Source organism: Streptomyces sp. NPDC002884 (genome assembly GCF_040295245.1).
GTDB lineage: Bacteria > Actinomycetota > Actinomycetes > Streptomycetales > Streptomycetaceae > Streptomyces.
This window is the reverse complement of record NZ_JBEOVB010000006.1, coordinates 356,458-372,826: the sequence shown is the minus strand read 5'-3', so window position 1 is coordinate 372,826 and position 16,369 is coordinate 356,458. Positions and strand designations below refer to the sequence as shown.

At 72.2% G+C, this 16,369-nt stretch carries 15 protein-coding genes; 6 read left to right on the top strand and 9 right to left on the bottom strand.

The genetic code is table 11. The features are described 5' to 3' along the window. Positions 1-20: 20 nt before the first annotated feature. From ABT070_RS16275 to ABT070_RS16255, 5 genes are read right to left on the bottom strand one after another with little or no spacing between them, the layout of a single operon-like run. The gene (locus tag ABT070_RS16275) at positions 21-905 is read right to left on the bottom strand and encodes a glycosyltransferase family 2 protein (RefSeq protein ID WP_351760427.1); all 885 of its coding nucleotides are present in this window, start codon (positions 903-905) and stop codon (positions 21-23) included. Then, positions 902-1,681, bottom strand: coding sequence for a CDP-alcohol phosphatidyltransferase family protein (locus ABT070_RS16270; protein WP_351760424.1), 780 nt, complete (start codon positions 1,679-1,681; stop codon positions 902-904). Before ABT070_RS16270 ends, ABT070_RS16275 begins: the two co-directional genes overlap by 4 nt. After that, positions 1,659-2,720, bottom strand: a complete 1,062-nt coding sequence (locus tag ABT070_RS16265; RefSeq protein ID WP_351760421.1) for an iron-containing alcohol dehydrogenase family protein — start codon at positions 2,718-2,720, stop codon at positions 1,659-1,661. Before ABT070_RS16265 ends, ABT070_RS16270 begins: the two co-directional genes overlap by 23 nt. Then, positions 2,708-3,460 (bottom strand): phosphocholine cytidylyltransferase family protein, encoded by a 753-nt coding sequence (locus ABT070_RS16260; RefSeq protein ID WP_351760418.1) that lies wholly within the window; start codon positions 3,458-3,460, stop codon positions 2,708-2,710. Before ABT070_RS16260 ends, ABT070_RS16265 begins: the two co-directional genes overlap by 13 nt. Further along, the gene (locus ABT070_RS16255) at positions 3,457-5,304 is read right to left on the bottom strand and encodes a DUF5941 domain-containing protein (protein ID WP_351760415.1); all 1,848 of its coding nucleotides are present in this window, start codon (positions 5,302-5,304) and stop codon (positions 3,457-3,459) included. Before ABT070_RS16255 ends, ABT070_RS16260 begins: the two co-directional genes overlap by 4 nt. Positions 5,305-5,837: 533 nt before the next feature. Here ABT070_RS16255 and ABT070_RS16250 point away from each other — a divergent pair. Further along, positions 5,838-6,779: a cation diffusion facilitator family transporter gene (locus ABT070_RS16250; RefSeq protein WP_351760412.1), complete on the top strand. Its 942-nt coding sequence runs from the start codon at positions 5,838-5,840 to the stop codon at positions 6,777-6,779. Between the two features lie 187 nt (positions 6,780-6,966). Continuing rightward, positions 6,967-7,560, top strand: a complete 594-nt coding sequence (idi, locus tag ABT070_RS16245) for an isopentenyl-diphosphate Delta-isomerase (protein ID WP_351760409.1) — start codon at positions 6,967-6,969, stop codon at positions 7,558-7,560. A 3-nt stretch (positions 7,561-7,563) separates the two neighbouring features. On the opposite strand, the gene ABT070_RS16240 is transcribed toward idi, so the two are convergent. Next, positions 7,564-8,082 (bottom strand): ATP-binding protein, encoded by a 519-nt coding sequence (locus ABT070_RS16240; protein WP_351760583.1) that lies wholly within the window; start codon positions 8,080-8,082, stop codon positions 7,564-7,566. Positions 8,083-8,420: 338 nt separating this feature from the next. Here ABT070_RS16240 and ABT070_RS16235 point away from each other — a divergent pair, with 338 nt between their 5' ends. Then, positions 8,421-9,170 (top strand): enoyl-CoA hydratase/isomerase family protein, encoded by a 750-nt coding sequence (locus ABT070_RS16235; RefSeq protein WP_351760406.1) that lies wholly within the window; start codon positions 8,421-8,423, stop codon positions 9,168-9,170. Here the strand turns inward: ABT070_RS16235 and ABT070_RS16230 are convergent. Both ABT070_RS16230 and ABT070_RS16225 read right to left on the bottom strand, forming a co-directional pair. Continuing rightward, positions 9,157-9,792: a DJ-1/PfpI family protein gene (locus ABT070_RS16230; protein WP_351760403.1), complete on the bottom strand. Its 636-nt coding sequence runs from the start codon at positions 9,790-9,792 to the stop codon at positions 9,157-9,159. The two genes, ABT070_RS16235 and ABT070_RS16230, sit on opposite strands and share 14 nt — an antisense overlap. A gap of 28 nt (positions 9,793-9,820) precedes the next feature. Beyond that, positions 9,821-10,792: a GlxA family transcriptional regulator gene (locus tag ABT070_RS16225; protein ID WP_351760401.1), complete on the bottom strand. Its 972-nt coding sequence runs from the start codon at positions 10,790-10,792 to the stop codon at positions 9,821-9,823. Positions 10,793-10,946: 154 nt separating this feature from the next. Between ABT070_RS16225 and ABT070_RS16220 the strand changes: the two genes are divergently transcribed. Together ABT070_RS16220 and ABT070_RS16215 are read left to right on the top strand one after the other, a co-directional pair. Next, positions 10,947-11,078 carry an LPFR motif small protein gene (locus ABT070_RS16220; protein ID WP_330347479.1) on the top strand — a complete coding sequence of 44 codons (132 nt, stop codon included), beginning with the start codon at positions 10,947-10,949 and terminating at the stop codon, positions 11,076-11,078. Positions 11,079-11,174: 96 nt separating this feature from the next. Further along, on the top strand, positions 11,175-13,586 hold the full coding sequence (locus tag ABT070_RS16215; protein WP_351760398.1) for a Tex family protein: 2,412 nt from the start codon (positions 11,175-11,177) through the stop codon (positions 13,584-13,586). Positions 13,587-13,662: 76 nt separating this feature from the next. On the opposite strand, the gene ABT070_RS16210 is transcribed toward ABT070_RS16215, so the two are convergent. Next, positions 13,663-15,303: an ABC-F family ATP-binding cassette domain-containing protein gene (locus ABT070_RS16210; protein ID WP_351760395.1), complete on the bottom strand. Its 1,641-nt coding sequence runs from the start codon at positions 15,301-15,303 to the stop codon at positions 13,663-13,665. Positions 15,304-15,398: 95 nt separating this feature from the next. Here ABT070_RS16210 and ABT070_RS16205 point away from each other — a divergent pair, with 95 nt between their 5' ends. After that, positions 15,399-16,361, top strand: a complete 963-nt coding sequence (locus ABT070_RS16205; RefSeq protein ID WP_351760392.1) for an NAD(P)/FAD-dependent oxidoreductase — start codon at positions 15,399-15,401, stop codon at positions 16,359-16,361. Positions 16,362-16,369: the final 8 nt, after the last annotated feature.

Here is a 16,369-nt window from a genome sequence, read left to right as displayed (position 1 = left end):
TGCCCTCAGGGACGAGCTTGTCAGATCACCGGGGGCCGGCCCAGTCGGGTCAGCCGCCACACCGTACGCCACTTGATGGGCCTACGAGGTCCGCACGGAGTGCTCCAGCCTTCCCGGAAACCGCCGAACCACGCCTTGAGCGCGGACCCCGAGGGGCGGCGCGCCAGGGTGAGCAGCAGCCAGACCCCGAGATAGACGGGGACCAGCGGAGCGGGAAGGTTGCGCCGGGCCAGCCAGACCCGGTTGCGGGCGACCATGCGGTGGTACACCGCGTGCCGCGAGGGCGCGGTCGTCGGGTGGTACAGCACCATGTCGGACCGGTAGTCGATCATCCAGCCCGCGTCGAGGGCCCGCCATGCCAGGTCGGTCTCCTCGTGGGCGTAGAAGAACTCGTCCGGGAGTCCGCCCACCTCCGCGAAGACCTTCGTGCGCACGGCGTTGGCGCCCCCGAGGAACGTGGTGACCCGGGAGGAGCGCATCGGGTCGGAGGCGCGCAGCCGGGGTACGTGACGGCGCTGGGTGACACCGGTCTCCGGGTCGGCGATCCGGAAGCTGACGATGCCCAGTTCCGGATCCGCCTCGAAGGCCCGGCGGCACAGCTCGGCCGTGTCGTGGTGGGCCAGGAGGCCGTCGTCGTCCAGGAACAGCAGGACGTCGACGTCACGGCCGCTGGGGCCGAAGGCCTCGATGCCGACGTTGCGGCCGCCGGGTATGCCGAGGTTCTCGGGCAGCTCGACCGTCCTGACACCCTCGGGGACGTCCGGGACGGGTGAGCCGTTGCCCACCACGACCACCTCGACCCGGTCGCCGTCCTGCTTGGCGATCGAGTCGAGCAGCGCTCTCAGCTCGTCGGGGCGGTTGCCCATGGTGATGACGACCGCGCCGACCTTCCCGGGCGCGCTCACTTCAGCCTGCTCGACGCGAGGATGGACACCAGGTGCAGCACGGTCTGCAGCAGCGCGACACCGGCCAGCACGGCGACGCCGAGCCGGGAGAAGAAGAGGTCGCCGCGCACCTGGTCGACGACCGCCAGGACCAGGATCAGCAGGGACGCCTCGATGCCGAGGATCAGCCGGTGGAACTGGAGCGCCGAGGCGGCCCGGCGGGCCAGCGCCATGCCGGAGGAGCGCGGCTCGGACGCCGATTCCTTGACCGGCGGCAGACCGCCCTGGTGGCGGGCGACGCCGACGAGGTCGGTCTCGGCCTTGATCAGGATGGCGCCGAGCGCGGCCAGCGTGCCGAGGAAGGCCCAGAGCCAGTCGATCCGCCCGGTCCCCCACGGGTCGGCGGCGCGCAGGCCGAACCCGACCAGCACCGCGGCGTCGGTGAGATACGCCCCGACCCGGTCCAGGTAGACCCCGCCGAGCGAGTACTGCTTCTTCCAGCGGGCGATCTCGCCGTCGACGCAGTCCAGCAGCAGGTACATCTGGACGCACACCACGCCGAGCACGGCACCCGTGATCCCCGGCACCAGCAGGGCCGGCGCCGAGAGCACCCCGAAGACGGTCATCAGGTACGTGAGCTGGTTGGGCGTGACCCTGGTGTTGACCAGGTAGCGGTCGACCCGCAGGGACACCTCACGCATGTAGAGGCGTCCCATCCAGTGCTCACCGCTGCGCCGGTCCTTCACCCCCGGAGGGTGGACGACCGGTCTGAGTTCAGCTACCGATGGCCTTGACATAGTCGGCGTAGATGTCCTTGATCTGTTCGGTCTTGAGGTCGAGGTGTTCGAGGATCGTGTAGCGGCCGGGCCGGGTCTCGGGAGCGAACTGCACGGCACGGACGAACTCGTCCACCGTGAAGCCGATCTCCTCGGGCAGGACCGGAAGTCCGTGCCGGCGCAGCACCTGCGCCATGTACGCCGACTCCTCGTGGGCTCCCCGCAGGTACATCGCGAAGGTCGCGCCGAGTCCGCACTGCTCGCCGTGGGCGGCCGCCCGCTTGGGGAAGAGCAGGTCGAAGGCGTGGTTGATCTCGTGGCACGCGCCGGAGGACGGGCGGGAGTCGCCCGACACCGACATCGCGATGCCGCTGAGCACCAGCGCCTCGGCCAGTACCTGGAGGAAGGCGGTGTCCCCGATGCCGCCCGGGTGGCGCAGCACCGCCTCGCCGGCCTGCCGGGCGATGGCGGCGGCGAGGCCGTCGATCTTCTCGCCCTTGATCCGGTGGGCGAGCTCCCAGTCCGCGATGGCGGAGATGTTGGAGACGGCGTCACCGATGCCGGCCCGCACATAGCGGACCGGGGCCTCGCGGATGACGTCCAGGTCGATCACGACGGCGATCGGGTTCGGCACACCGTAGGAGCCGCGCCCCGCGTCGTTGTCGAGGGTGGCGACCGGCGAGCACAGACCGTCGTGCGCCAGGTTCGTGGGTACGGCGACCAGCGCGAGACCCACCCGTGCCGCGGCGAACTTGGCGCAGTCGATGATCTTGCCGCCGCCCAGCCCGACGACCGCGTCGAAGTGGCCGGCCTTTATGTCGGTGGCCAGCTGGACGGCGTCGTCGAGGGTGCCGCCGCCGACCTCGTACCAGGTGGCGCCGGGCAGGGCCGGGGTGAGGCGCTCGCGCAACCGGGCGCCCGAGCCGCCGCTGACGGCGATCGCGAGCTTGCCCGAGTGCGAGATGCGCTCGTCGGCGAGAACCCCGACCAGGTCGTCGAGGGCACCCGGGCGGATGTCGACGACGACCGGTGAGGGGATCAGCCGGGTCAGTACTGGCACGCGATCTCCCGTCCACGGGCGAGATCGTCGTGGTTGTCGATCTCGACCCACTTGATGTCGCCGATCGGCGCCACGTCGATACGGAAGCCCCGGTTCACCAGCTCCTGGTACCCGTGCTCGTAGAACTGCTGCGGGTCGGTCTCCCACACGGCCTTGAGCGCGTCGGCCAGCTCGGGGGCCGCGTCGCCCTCGATGAGGGTGACGCCGATGTACTCACCGGTGGCCTCGGCCGGGTCCATCAGCTTGGTGATCTTCGTCATGCCCTTCTCGGGGTCGACGACGACCTTCATCTCCTCGTCCGCGAGGGACTTCACCGTGTCAAGGGCGAGGATGATCCTCCGGCCCTCGCCGCGGGCGGCGAGCAGCGTCTTCTCGACGGAGACGGGGTGGACGGTGTCGCCGTTGGCGAGGATCACGCCGTCCTTGAGGGCGTCACGGCCGCACCACAGGGAGTAGGCGTTGTTCCACTCCTCGGCCTTGTCGTTGTCGATGAGGGTGAGCTTGAGGCCGTACTTCGCCTCCAGCGCCGCCTTGCGCTCGTACACGGCCTCCTTGCGGTAGCCGACGATGACCGCGACCTCGGTCAGACCGATCTCGGCGAAGTTGCCGAGCGTCAGGTCCAGCACCGTGGGCTCGCCCTCTATGCCCGCGGGCCCCACCGGCACCAGCGCCTTGGGCAGGCTGTCGGTGTAGGGGCGCAGACGCCGTCCGGCGCCGGCCGCCAGCACGAGGCCGATCATGCGGGTTCTCCTTCATCGTGTACGGACGGGGCGCCTGCCCGGTGGGCGGCGACCCAGAAGCGGATGCTCTCGGCGAGCACCACGACGGCGACGACCACGGCGAGGACCGTGAGCGCGACCGTGAACTGCGAGCCGGTGAGCAGCACGGCCAGCAGGGCGACGAGCAGCGTGCGCCCGTCCTGCCCCCCGATGGCGCGCACCAGCCAGGCCGGCGGCGCTCCGGCGTTGCCGCGGATGCGGTACACCGTGTCGTAGTGATGGTAGGCGACGGCGGCGACCAGCCCGAAAGCCGCGGGAAGCGCTCCGTCCACATCGACCCGGGCCGCGAGGATGAGGACCGTGCCGTACTCGCCCGCCCGGAACAAGGGGGGGATCAGCCAGTCGAGGGCGCCCTTGAGGGGGTGGTCGACGGCCTCGGCGGACAGCAGGACATAGGCGCCGGCCATCAGAACGACCCACCAGCTCGCTCCCCACAGCCAGGCCCCGAGGGTGACCATGACGGCGCCGACGGCGGCGCTGAGGGGGGCGGTGACGCGGGGCGCGGCCGGAAGGAAGCGGGCCAGTGCCTGCGCCGCCGGCCCGTTGTCCGCCAGGTCGGCCAGCGCCTGCGCCGCCCGGTCCGTGCGCCTGGCCTTGCGGGTCAGCGAGCGCAGGACCCGGCCGGCCGTGGTGTAGGTCGCCGCGAACGCGCAGCCGACGAGCAGCGCGTAGAAGGTGATGCGGGGGGTGGTGACAGCGGTGAGAACGGCGATCATGGCCCATCGTTCGCCGATGGGCAGGACTATCATCCGCCGCACCCAGACCGTCCAGCCGACGCTGTCGAGCTTGTCGGAGAGGGCGGCGGTGGGGCTGGTGTTGGCGGTGGCGTCGTGGTTCGCCTCGTTGAAGGAGAAGTCCACGACGTGCCGGCAGGTCTGCAGGACCATCGCGCCCAGCGCGAGGGCCCAGACGTCGTCACCGCCCCGGGCGGCGCCCAGTGCGAGACCCGCGTAGTAGGCGTACTCCTTGGCCCGGTCGAAGGTGGCGTCGAGCCAGGCGCCGAGCGTGGAGTACTGCAGGGAGTAGCGGGCGAGCTGACCGTCGGTGCAGTCCAGGACGAAGGAGGCGATCAGCAGGACGCCGGCCGCGACGAACCCGCCCCGGGTGCCGGTGGCCGCGCAGGCCGCCGCGATCAGCGCGGTGATCAGCGAGGCGGTGGTGACCTGGTTGGGGGTGAGGCCGCGGCGGGCGCACCAGCGGGCGATGTAACGCGAGTACGGGCTGATGCAGTACGTGGTGAAGAAGCCGTCGCGGGCCTTCACGGCCGACTTCAGACGGACCGCCTCGTCGTCGACGGCGGCGACGGCCTGCCGTGCCTCGTTGCGGGCCTGCGGGTCGGCGGGGACCTCCGCGACCAGACTGCCCAGCTCGGGGCGGTGCACGTCGACGCCGTCGGCGTCGAGGGCCGCGACGACCCGGTCGGCGAGGCTGTCGACGCTGTCGACGTTCCCCACACCCGACTTCGCTCGTGCGGGGGCGCCGCCGTGCGCGGTGCCGGCGCTCGCCGAGTTCTCCCGGGCCATCGCGCGGGTCAGGGCCTGGCGGCCGGCCGGTTGCGCGGTCACCGCGCCCGGGACCGCGCCGAGCGGGAAGCGGGGGTCGGTGAGGCCGAGGCGCAGCGCGTGCTCGTGACCCACGAAGCGGGCGTCCACGACGGCGACGCGCTGGTCACCGGGGACGGCGGCGAGGAGGGCCTCGGCGTCACCGGCGTCGGAGGCGGTCCGGACGTCGAAGCCGAGGGACCGCAGATCGCCCTCGATCGACGATCCGGGAACCGGCGAGCCGGTGAGGATGGCGGTCGACAACCGAACTCACTCCCTGGGTCCGGCGCGTTCACGCCGGTCATGTACACGATGGAGGCGCCCCTTGGCTGCACCGGCTGCTTCACCAGTGGCTGCGCCAGGCGGGCGGCATGTCGGCAGAGGCTATCGGATGCCGGGAACGCCGTGTTCACCGCCCGTTCAGGCACGATCGACGCGGTCCGGCAGCACGGCTCGACGCGGCTTGAACCGGCCTTTGCCGAGATCATCATCGGTGATCGGCGGCCCGGGCCACAAACCGTGCCCCCAAGAGCCGACATCCGGGACATTGTCCACCGCGCCGGGGCGGAACAGGGCGCATGCGGCACGGATCCCCGCCGGGCGCGGCCTGCCGGACCGACGGCCGCACCGCTGTCGAGCAGGAGTGAGGATGCCCTGACCTGCGATTCGTTTCCGCAGGTCAGGGCACATGACAACGGTGTTCAGTGCCGCGTTGCCGGATACCCCCCACCCGTAGTTCACTGTGATCGCGGGGCAGAACGCGACGGCCCACGACGGACCACAGAAGGGCTGCTTCCATGGGGGCTGGGCACGACCACGGCCATACGCACACGCACGGACCGACCACCGGTACGGCCGCGGCGGCGTACCGGGGCCGGCTGCGCGTCGCACTGTCGATCACGCTCGCCGTCATGGTCGTCGAGATCGTCGGCGGGGTGCTCGCGGACTCCCTCGCGCTGGTCGCGGACGCCGCGCACATGGCGACGGACGCGCTGGGCCTGGGCATGGCGCTGCTCGCCATCCACTTCGCCAACCGGCCGCCGAGCGCGAACCGCACCTTCGGACTGGCCCGGGCCGAGATCCTGGCCGCCCTCGCCAACTGTCTGCTGCTGCTCGGGGTGGGCGGTTACGTCCTGTACGAGGCGGTCCAGCGGTTCTTCACTCCCGCCGCCACCGAGGGCGGCCTGATGATCTGGTTCGGCGCGTTCGGTCTGGTCGCGAACATGATCTCGATGTCGCTGCTGATGCGCGGCCAGTCGGAGAGCCTGAACGTGCGCGGGGCGTTCCTGGAGGTGGCGGCGGACGCGCTGGGATCGGTGGCGGCGCTGATCTCGGCGGTGGTGATCCTGACCACCGGCTGGCAGCCCGCCGACCCGATCGCCTCGCTCGTCATCGGCCTGATGATCGTGCCGCGCACCGTGAAGCTGCTGCGCGAGACGCTCGACGTGCTGCTGGAGTCGGCCCCCAAGGACGTCGACATGGCGGAGGTGCGGGCCCACGTACTGGCCCTGGACGGGGTGCAGGACGTCCACGATCTGCACGCGTGGACCATCACCTCCGGGATGCCGGTGCTGTCGGCGCACGTGGTGGTGCGCTCGGACGTGCTGAACGCGATCGGCCACGAGAAGATGCTGCACGAGCTCCAGGGCTGCCTCGGCGACCACTTCGACGTGGAGCACTGCACCTTCCAGCTGGAGCCGAGCGGGCACGCGGAGCACGAGGCGCGACTCTGTCACTGAGCGGTCGGATCGCCCGGCGCCGGGCGATCCGCACAGACGTTCCGGACGGTTCCCCGCGCACGGCGCCGGGCAAGATCAGCTACCGGGTCCCCTGCCGCGCGGGACATGCGCGCTTTCGCGTGAAGTGCCGGGAGTGCCGGACGCGTACGGCAGACTGGGGACGCGAGGACCGATGCTAAGGATGGGTATGCCGATCACACCTGCCACCGCGACACACACGTCGTCGAACGGCACCGCGGACGCGATCTTGCTGGAGCTGGTCGACGAGAACGGCGTCACGATCGGCACCGCGGAGAAGCTGGCCGCCCATCAGCCGCCGGGGCAGCTGCACCGCGCGTTCTCCGTGTTCCTCTTCGACGAGCGGGGCCGGCTGCTGCTCCAGCAGCGGGCGCTCGGCAAGTACCACTCCCCCGGTGTGTGGTCCAACACCTGCTGCGGTCACCCCTACCCCGGTGAGGCGCCGTTCGCGGCGGCCGCGCGACGCACCTTCGAGGAGCTCGGGGTCTCCCCCACGCTGCTCGCCGAGGCCGGCACGGTCCGCTACAACCACCCGGACCCGGAGTCGGGTCTGGTGGAGCAGGAGTACAACCACCTGTTCGTCGGGCTGGTGCAGTCCCCGCTGCGGCCGGACCCGGAGGAGGTCGGCGACACGGCCTTCGTGACGCCCGCCGAGCTGGCGGAGCGGCACGCCGGGGACAGGTTCTCCTCCTGGTTCATGACCGTGCTGGACGCGGCGCGCCCGGCGGTCAGAGAGCTGACGGGGCCGTCGGCCGGCTGGTGACCCTCAGAGCACCCGCACGGGCTTGAGCGGCAGGGCGGCCCAGATCACCTTGCCGCCGCCCGCCGTGTGCTCGACGTCGCAGACCCCGCCCGCCTCCCTGGTGATCTCCCGCACCAGAAGGAGTCCCCGGCCGCCCGTGCGGCCGTGGTCGGCCTCCAGGGCGGTCGGGCGGTAGGGGTGGTTGTCCTCCACCGACACCCGCACCCACTCGGCCCCGACGGCCACCTCCACGGCGAGCACCGGCGACAGCACGGCGGCGTGCCGGACGGCGTTGGTCACCAGCTCGGAGACGATCAGCAGGAGTCCCTGGGCCAGATCGTCGGAGACCGGCACCCCCTGGCGGTACAGCAGGTCCCGCACGGCGTGCCGCGCCTGCGGGACCGAGGCGTCCACGGCGGACGCGGTGAACCGCCAGACGCCTTCGTAGGGCAGCGGCCGGGGCTCGGCTTCCGCCGAGGATGCGGAGGGTTCGCCCGAGGCGCCCTCCGGGCGTGGGTCCGGCCCGCACCCCTGATCGTCCATCGTCCGGTCGCCACCCTCGCGCTCGATTGTCACCACACGTGAAGTGTTGGTACCGCGACACTGCCCTCCGGATGACTGAACAGAAGTCAGCAGTTATCGAACGTTTCCGACCGGCCCCGGATGACGAAGTCGACCGCAGGACCGCTTCTGTCGTATCCGCGCCGACTTCGCGCACTCTTCGGGTTGTACGGGTTCGGCGGCGCCGCTCCTCCCCTTTGGCCGCCTTTGGCGCCCTTTGCTTTGCTCTGGTTCGCTCTGTTTCCCTTTGCCGCCGGTGTCGTGCCTCTCACACCGGCCGCTGCGATCATGGCAACGGGCTGGTGGTTAGCATCCGGAGCATGGAGCCCGATCTGCTGCACGGCGTCACCGACGCGGTCGCCACCGTCGTCCTGCACCACCCGGCGAAGCGCAACGCCATGACGGCCGCGATGTGGGCGGCGCTGCCCCCGCTGCTCGACACCCTGGCCGCCGACCCGGCGGTGCGGGCACTGGTGCTGACCGGGGCGGGCGGCACCTTCTGCGCGGGGGCCGACATCTCCACGCTCCAGGGGTCGTCGGAGGAGGCCCAGGAGCTGGCGGTGCGTGCCGAGGAGGCCTTGGCGGCCTTCCCGAAGCCGACCCTGGCGGCGATCCGGGGACACTGCGTCGGCGGCGGCGCCCAGCTCGCCGTGGCGTGCGATCTGCGGTTCGCCGAGGAGGGCGCGCAGTTCGGGGTGACGCCGGCCAAGCTCGGGATCGTCTACGCGTCCACCGCCACCCGGCGCCTGGTGTCCCTGGTGGGCCCGGCCGCCGCCAAGTACCTCCTGTTCTCGGGCGAGTTGATCGACACCGAGCGGGCGCTGCGCACGGGTCTGGTCGACGAGGTGCTGCCCGTCGACGGACTCGAGGAACGCGTCGCGGAGTTCACCCGCGTGCTGGTGTCCCGCTCGCAGCTGACGCAGGCCGCCGCGAAGGAGTTCGCGAACGGCCGCGGGGACCGGGACGCCCACTGGAGCGCGCAGGCGCGCGGCAGCGGCGACACCGCGGAGGGCGTCGCCGCGTTCCTGGAACGCCGCGAGCCGCGCTTCACCTGGACTACGTCAGGATGAAGCGGCTGCGGGCCCGCAGCTTCTCCACGAGGTGGGCGGGTGCCTTGTGCGGGGCGCCCGCGTCGTAGGGCGGCTGCGGGTCGTACTCCGTGCCCAGCTGGACGGCCCGGGCGTGGTCGTCGCCCGCGATCCGGCCGAGCAGGGCGAGTCCCATGTCGATGCCGGACGAGACGCCGGCCGCGGTGACGTACTTGCCGTCGAAGACGACGCGTTCGCCGGTCGGCTCGACGCCGAACACCTCGAGCTGCGGCAGGGCCAGCCAGTGGGAGGTGGCCCGGCGGCCTTCGAGGAGACCCGCGGCGGCGAGCAGCAGGGAGCCGGAGCACACGGACGTCGTCCAGGTGCTCGTGGCGTCGGCGGTCCGGAGCCAGTCGAGCAGGGGCGCGTGGTCCATCAGCGCGCTCTGGCCGGGTCCCCCGGAGACGATCACCACGTCGGGGGCGGGGACTTCGGACAGCGCCCGGTCGGCGGTGACGGCTAGGAATCCGCTCTCCGTGCGGACGGGCCCCCTCCCCTCGGCCACGAAGACGATCTCCGCGCCCGGGGCACGGGAGAGCATCTCGTACGGGCCCACGACGTCGAGGGCGGTGAAGCGGTCGTACACGACGACGGCGATCTGCATGGGTTCCTCTCGCTGGGCCGGCAGGGCTTCAGTGGGCGGGCGCGGGACGGAACCGGCGGCGGTACTCCGCCGGGGGTGTCCCGAGCGCCTTGACGAAGGCGCGCCGCATGGCCTCGGGGGTGCCGTAGCCGCTGGCGCGGGAGATCTCCTCGACGCCGTCGGCCGTGTCCTCCAACAGACGGCGGGCGTGTTCCAGGCGGACCCGGTCGACGTAGCGGCCGGGTGTCATGCCGGTCTCGTCGCGGAAGGCGCGGGCGAAGTGCCGCGGGGAGAGCAGGGCGCGGGCGGCGAGCGACTCGACGCTCAGGTCGGCGGCGGGATGCTCGGTGATCCAGTGCTGGACCTCCCGCAGGGGCGCGCGCTCGGCCGTCTGGGCGGCGAGCTGCGCGCTGAACTGGGCCTGGTTGCCGGGTCTGCGCAGAAAGACGACCAGGTGACGGGCGATCGTCAGCGCCGCGTCGCGGCCGAGGTCCTCCTCGACCAGGGCGAGGGCCAGGTCGATGCCGGCGGTGACACCGGCCGAGGTGTGGACGTGCCCGTCCCGGACGTAGATCGGGTCGGGGTCCACCCGCACCGCCGGGTGGTCGCGGGCGAGACGGTCGCAGTACGCCCAGTGGGTCGTCGCCCGGCGGCCGTCCAGCAGACCGGCGGCGGCGAGCAGGGTCGCGCCGGTGCAGACCGAGACGAGGCGCTCCGCGCGCGGGGCGTGGACGCGCAGCCAGTCCGTCAGCGGTGCGATGCCCGGGCGGCGGGTGCCCCGGCCGCCGGGGACGAGCAGCGTGTGCGGGTCGCACGCGCGCGTGAGGGCCTCGTCCGGTACCAGGGTCAGCCCGCTGGAGGTGCGCACGGATGCGCCGTCCAGGGAGGCCGTACGGATCCGGTAGGTGCCCGGGGTGTGCTGCTCGGCGCCCGCGAAGACCTCCAGCGGGCCGGTCACGTCGAGGCTCTGGACGCCGTCGAAGAGCACGAGGAGAACGGTTCGGGCGGTTCGCTGGGCCATGGGGCGATTCTTCGCGAGCGGGGCACAGGGCGGCAATGACGGGTTCCCCACCTTTCCTGCCGTCCTCCTGCCAGGACTCGTGGGCATGAACCGACGATCTCGAGGTACCGGTAAGTCCTCGGCCGGAGCGGCCGGGCCACGAAAGGGGAAGCTCGTGTTCCGTGCGATCGCAGACGTACTCCGGCAGATCGGTGGCGCCGTCGCCACCGTGGTGACGCTGCCCTTCCGGGCGCTGGCCCGGCTCTTCGGCGGAGCCTCGGGTTCCGCCAGGAGCCGCAGGGCCTGACGACCGCGCCCTGATCCCCGAGTGCCTGATCCCCGAGTGTCGGTGTCACCTGCCACAATTGCCGCGCAACCTCAGTGGAGAAGGCGGTACGGGATCGTGACGACACCCGGGTCCATCGAAGTAGGGTCCATCGAAGGCAGGATCGCCGAGGAACTCGGCGTACGGCAGCGGCAGGTGAAGGCTGCCGTGGAGCTGCTCGACGGCGGCTCGACGGTGCCTTTCATCGCCCGCTACCGCAAGGAAGCGACCGAGATGCTCGACGATGCGCAGCTGCGCACGCTCGAGGAGCGGCTGCGCTACCTGCGGGAGCTGGAGGAGCGGCGGTCGGCGATCCTGGAGTCGGTGGGCGAGCAGGGCAAGCTCACCGACGCGCTCAGGGCGCAGATCCTCGGCGCCGAGACCAAGGCGCGGCTGGAGGACATCTACCTCCCGTACAAGCCCAAGCGGCGCACCAAGGCGCAGATCGCGCGCGAGGCGGGTCTCGAACCGCTCGCCGACGGGCTGCTCGGCGACCCGACGGTCGATCCGCTCGCGGCGGCCGCCGCGTTCGTCGACGCCGACAAGGGCGTCGCCGATCCGCAGGCCGCGCTGGACGGCGCGCGGGCGATCCTCACCGAGCGGTTCTCGGAGGACGCCGACCTGATCGGCGCGCTGCGCGAGCGCATGTGGGGGCGCGGGCGGCTGGCCGCCAAGGTGCGCGACGGCAAGGAGGAGGCGGGCGCGAAGTTCGCCGACTACTTCGACTTCGCCGAGCCGTTCACCGCGCTGCCCTCGCACCGCGTCCTGGCGATGCTGCGCGGCGAGAAGGAGGAGGTCCTCGACCTCGTCCTGGAGCCGGAGGAGCCCTCCGAGCAGCCCGGTCCCTCGTCGTACGAGGGGATGGTGGCGGGCCGGTTCGACATCGCCGACCGCGGCCGGCCGGGCGACAAGTGGCTGACGGACACCGTCCGCTGGGCCTGGCGCACCCGCATCCTCGTCCACCTCGGCATCGATCTGCGGCTGCGGCTGCGCACGGCCGCCGAGGACGAGGCGGTCGACGTGTTCGCCGCGAACCTCCGTGACCTGCTGCTCGCCGCCCCGGCCGGCACGCGCGCGACGCTGGGCCTGGACCCCGGCTTCCGTACGGGCGTGAAGGTCGCCGTCGTCGACGCGACCGGCAAGGTCGTCGCCACGGACGTGATCTACCCGCACGTCCCGGCGAACAAGTGGGACGAGGCGATCGCCAAGCTCGCACGGCTGGCGAAGGAGCACACGGTCGACCTGGTCGCCATCGGCAACGGCACGGCGTCCCGCGAGACCGACAAGCTCGCCGGTGAACTGATCACCAGGCACCCGGAACTGAAGCTCACCAAGGTGATGGTGTCCGAGGCGGGCGCCTCCGTGTACTCGGCCTCCGCCTTCGCCTCCCAGGAGCTGCCCGACATGGACGTGTCGCTGCGCGGCGCCGTGTCGATCGCGCGCCGGCTCCAGGATCCGCTCGCCGAGCTGGTGAAGATCGACCCGAAGTCGATCGGCGTCGGCCAGTACCAGCACGACCTGTCCGAGGTGAAGCTGTCGCGTTCGCTGGACGCGGTGGTGGAGGACTGTGTGAACGGCGTGGGCGTGGACGTCAACACTGCCTCGGCGCGGCTCCTCTCACGGGTGTCGGGCATCTCCACCGGACTCGCCGAGAACATCGTGGCGCACCGGGACGCCAACGGGCCCTTCACCTCCCGTTCCGAGCTGAAGAAGGTGGCCCGGCTCGGCCCGAAGGCGTACGAGCAGTGCGCGGGCTTCCTGCGCATCCGCGGCGGCAGCGACCCGCTGGACTCCTCCAGCGTCCACCCGGAGGCGTACCCGGTGGTGCGGCGCATGGTGAAGACCTCCGGCCAGGAGGTGGCGTCCCTCATCGGCAACACGGGTGTTCTGCGCTCGCTGCGGCCGACGGAGTTCGTGGACGAGACGTTCGGTCTGCCGACCGTCACGGACATCCTCAAGGAGCTGGAGAAGCCCGGGCGCGACCCGCGGCCCGCCTTCAAGACGGCCACCTTCAAGGAGGGCGTGGAGAAGATCTCCGACCTGTCCTCCGGGATGGTCCTGGAAGGGGTCGTGACGAATGTGGCGGCCTTCGGGGCGTTCATCGACATCGGTGTCCACCAGGACGGTCTGGCGCACGTGTCCGCGCTGTCGAAGACGTTCGTCAAGGACCCCAGGGACGTCGTCAAGCCCGGTGACATCGTCAAGGTGAAGGTCCTCGACATCGACATCCCGCGCAAGCGGATCTCGCTGACGCTCCGGCTGGACGACGAGGCGGCCCCGCAGGGCGGTCAGGGTCAGCCCTCCGGCGGGGGCCGACCCCAGCGGGGCGGCGGGCGCCCGCCGCAGCAGCGGCAGCAGGGCGGCCAGCGCGGCGGAGGCGCCGGCGGAGGCGGAGGCGGTTCGCGCCAGGCTCCCCCTCCGGGCAACAGCGCGATGGCCGACGCACTGCGCCGAGCGGGCCTCGTCGACCCCAAGAAGGGCAAGCGCTGACAGGGACGCACGACGCCGGGGCCCGGCCCGCCGGGCCCCGGCAGCCCTCGTGGGACGGGAACCCGCGCCGGGTGTCCTAGCGCTCGGTCACCTTGCCGTCCGCGACCTCCAGGCGACGCGTGACATGGACGGCGTCCAGCATGCGCCGGTCGTGGGTGACCAGGAGCAGCGTGCCCTCGTAGGCGTCGAGGGCCGACTCCAGCTGCTCGATGGCCGGGAGGTCGAGGTGGTTCGTCGGCTCGTCGAGGACGAGGAGGTTGACGCCCCGCCCCTGGAGCAGCGCGAGGGCGGCGCGGGTGCGCTCGCCCGGTGACAGGGTGGCCGCCGAACGCGTGACATGGTCCGACTTCAGGCCGAACTTGGCCAGCAGGGTGCGCACCTCGGCCGGTTCGGTGTCGGGCACGGCCACGCGGAACGCGTCCAGCAGCGACTCGGAGCCGTAGAACAGCTGCCGTGCCTGGTCGACCTCGCCGACCAGGACGCCCGAGCCCAGGGCGGCCTGTCCGGCGTCCAGCGGGACCCGGCCCAGGAGCGCGCCGAGGAGGGTCGACTTGCCCGCGCCGTTCGCGCCGGTGACCGCGACCCGGTCGGCCCAGTCGATCTGCAGGGACACCGGTCCGAAGCGGAAGTCACCGCGCCGCACCTCGGCCTCGCGCAGGGTCGCGACCACCGCGCCGGAGCGCGGCGCGGAAGCGATCTCCATGCGCAGCTCCCACTCCTTGCGCGGCTCCTCGACGGTCTCCAGGCGCTCGATCATGCGCTGGGTCTGCCGGGCCTTCGCGGCCTGCTTCTCGCTGGCCTCGCTGCGGAACTTGCGGCCGATCTTGTCGTTGTCGTTGCTCGCCTTGCGGCGCGCGTTCTTCACGCCCTTGTCCATCCAGGAGCGCTGCGTCTGCGCGCGGTCCTGGAGGGCCGCCTTCTTGTCGGCGTACTCCTCGAAGTCCTCACGGGCGTGCCGGCGGGACACGTCCCGCTCCTCCAGGTAGGCGTCGTAGCCGCCGCCGTAGAGGTTGATCTGCTGCTGGGCGAGGTCGAGTTCGAGGACCTTGGTGACCGTGCGGGTGAGGAACTCGCGGTCGTGACTGACGACGACGGTCCCGGCGCGCAGCCCCTTCACGAAGCGTTCCAGGCGCTCCAGGCCGTCGAGGTCCAGGTCGTTGGTCGGCTCGTCGAGGAGGAAGACGTCGTAGCGCGAGAGGAGGAGGGAGGCGAGACCCGCGCGGGCGGCCTGGCCGCCGGACAGGGAGGTCATCGGCTGGTCGAGGCCGACTCCGAGACCGAGCGAGTCGGTGACCTCCGCGGCCCGCTCGTCGAGGTCGGCGCCGCCGAGGTCGAGCCAGCGCTCGAGACTCGTCGCATAGGCGTCGTCGGCGCCGGGCAACCCGTCGACCAGGGCCTGGGTGGCCTCGTCCATGGTGCGCTGGGCCTCGTCGACGCCGGTGCGGCGGGCGAGGAACTCCCGCACGCTCTCGCCGGGGCGGCGCTCCGGTTCCTGGGGCAGATGGCCGACGGTCGCGGTCGGCGGGGAGAGCCTGAGCTCGCCCTGCTCGGGCGCGGTGAGCCCGGCGAGCAGCTTCAGCAGGGTGGACTTGCCCGCGCCGTTGGCGCCGACCAGCCCGATCACGTCCCCGGGGGCGACGACGAGGTCGAGCCCGGAGAAGAGGGAGCGGTCGCCGTGGCCGGCGGCGAGGTTCTTGGCGACGAGGGTGGCAGTCATCAGGTCGTAGATCCTAGTGGCCGTTCCGGGGTGCGGTCGCGCCGGTCTCCTCCGCGATCTCGCTGTCCGGCGGTGCGGTCGGCTAACGTCCGGGCGTGGACACTCGGTGGAACGGCGATGTGGTCGTGGTCGGCGGCGGGGTCATCGGGCTGGCGACGGCCGTCGAGCTCGCCGAGCGCGGCCTGCGGGTCCGGGTCTGGACGCGCGATCCGGTCGAGCGGACCACCTCGGCCGTGGCCGGCGCGCTGTGGTGGCCGTACCACATCGAGCCGGTGGAGTCGGCGCGGGCGTGGGCGCTGCGCTCGCTGGAGATCTACGAGCGGCTCGCCGAGCGGCCCGGGGAGACAGGCGTGCGCCTGGTCGACGGGATACTGGGCGAGACGGACCTGGACGAGGTCGAGGACTGGGCGGCGGGCCGGCTGGCCGGACTGCGCCGGACGACGACGCGTGAGTACGGCGCCGGCACCGGCGTCCGGGCGCGGCTGCCACTGATCGACATGTCGACCTACCTGCCCTGGCTCCGGCAGCGGCTGCTGCGCGCGGGCGGCACGGTCGAGGAGCGCACGGTGAGCGACCTGGCGGAGGCCGAGGCGCCGGTGGTTGTCAACTGCACGGGGCTGGACGCCGGGCGGCTGGCGGCGGACCCGTCGGTGCGGCCGGTGCGCGGACAGCTCGTCGTCGTGGAGAACCCCGGCGTCGACACCTGGCTCGTCTCCACCGGCCCGGACGGCGAGATCGCCTATCTGTTCCCGCACGGCGGGCGGCTGCTGCTGGGCGGTACGGCGCAGGACGACGTGTGGTCGCTGGAGCCGGACCCGGAGGTGGCCGAGGCGATCGTGCGGCGCTGCGCGGCCCTGCGGCCCGAGGTGGCCGGGGCGCGGGTCCTGGAGCACCGGGTCGGGCTGCGGCCGGTCCGGGGCACGGTACGGCTGGAGCGGGCGCGGCTGCCGGACGGGCGGACGGTGGTGCACCACTACGGGCACGGCGGGGCGGGCGTGACGGTGGCGTGGGGCTGCGCGGAGGAGGCGGCCGGTCTGGTGCTCCCGGCCGCCTCCTGACCTCGCTC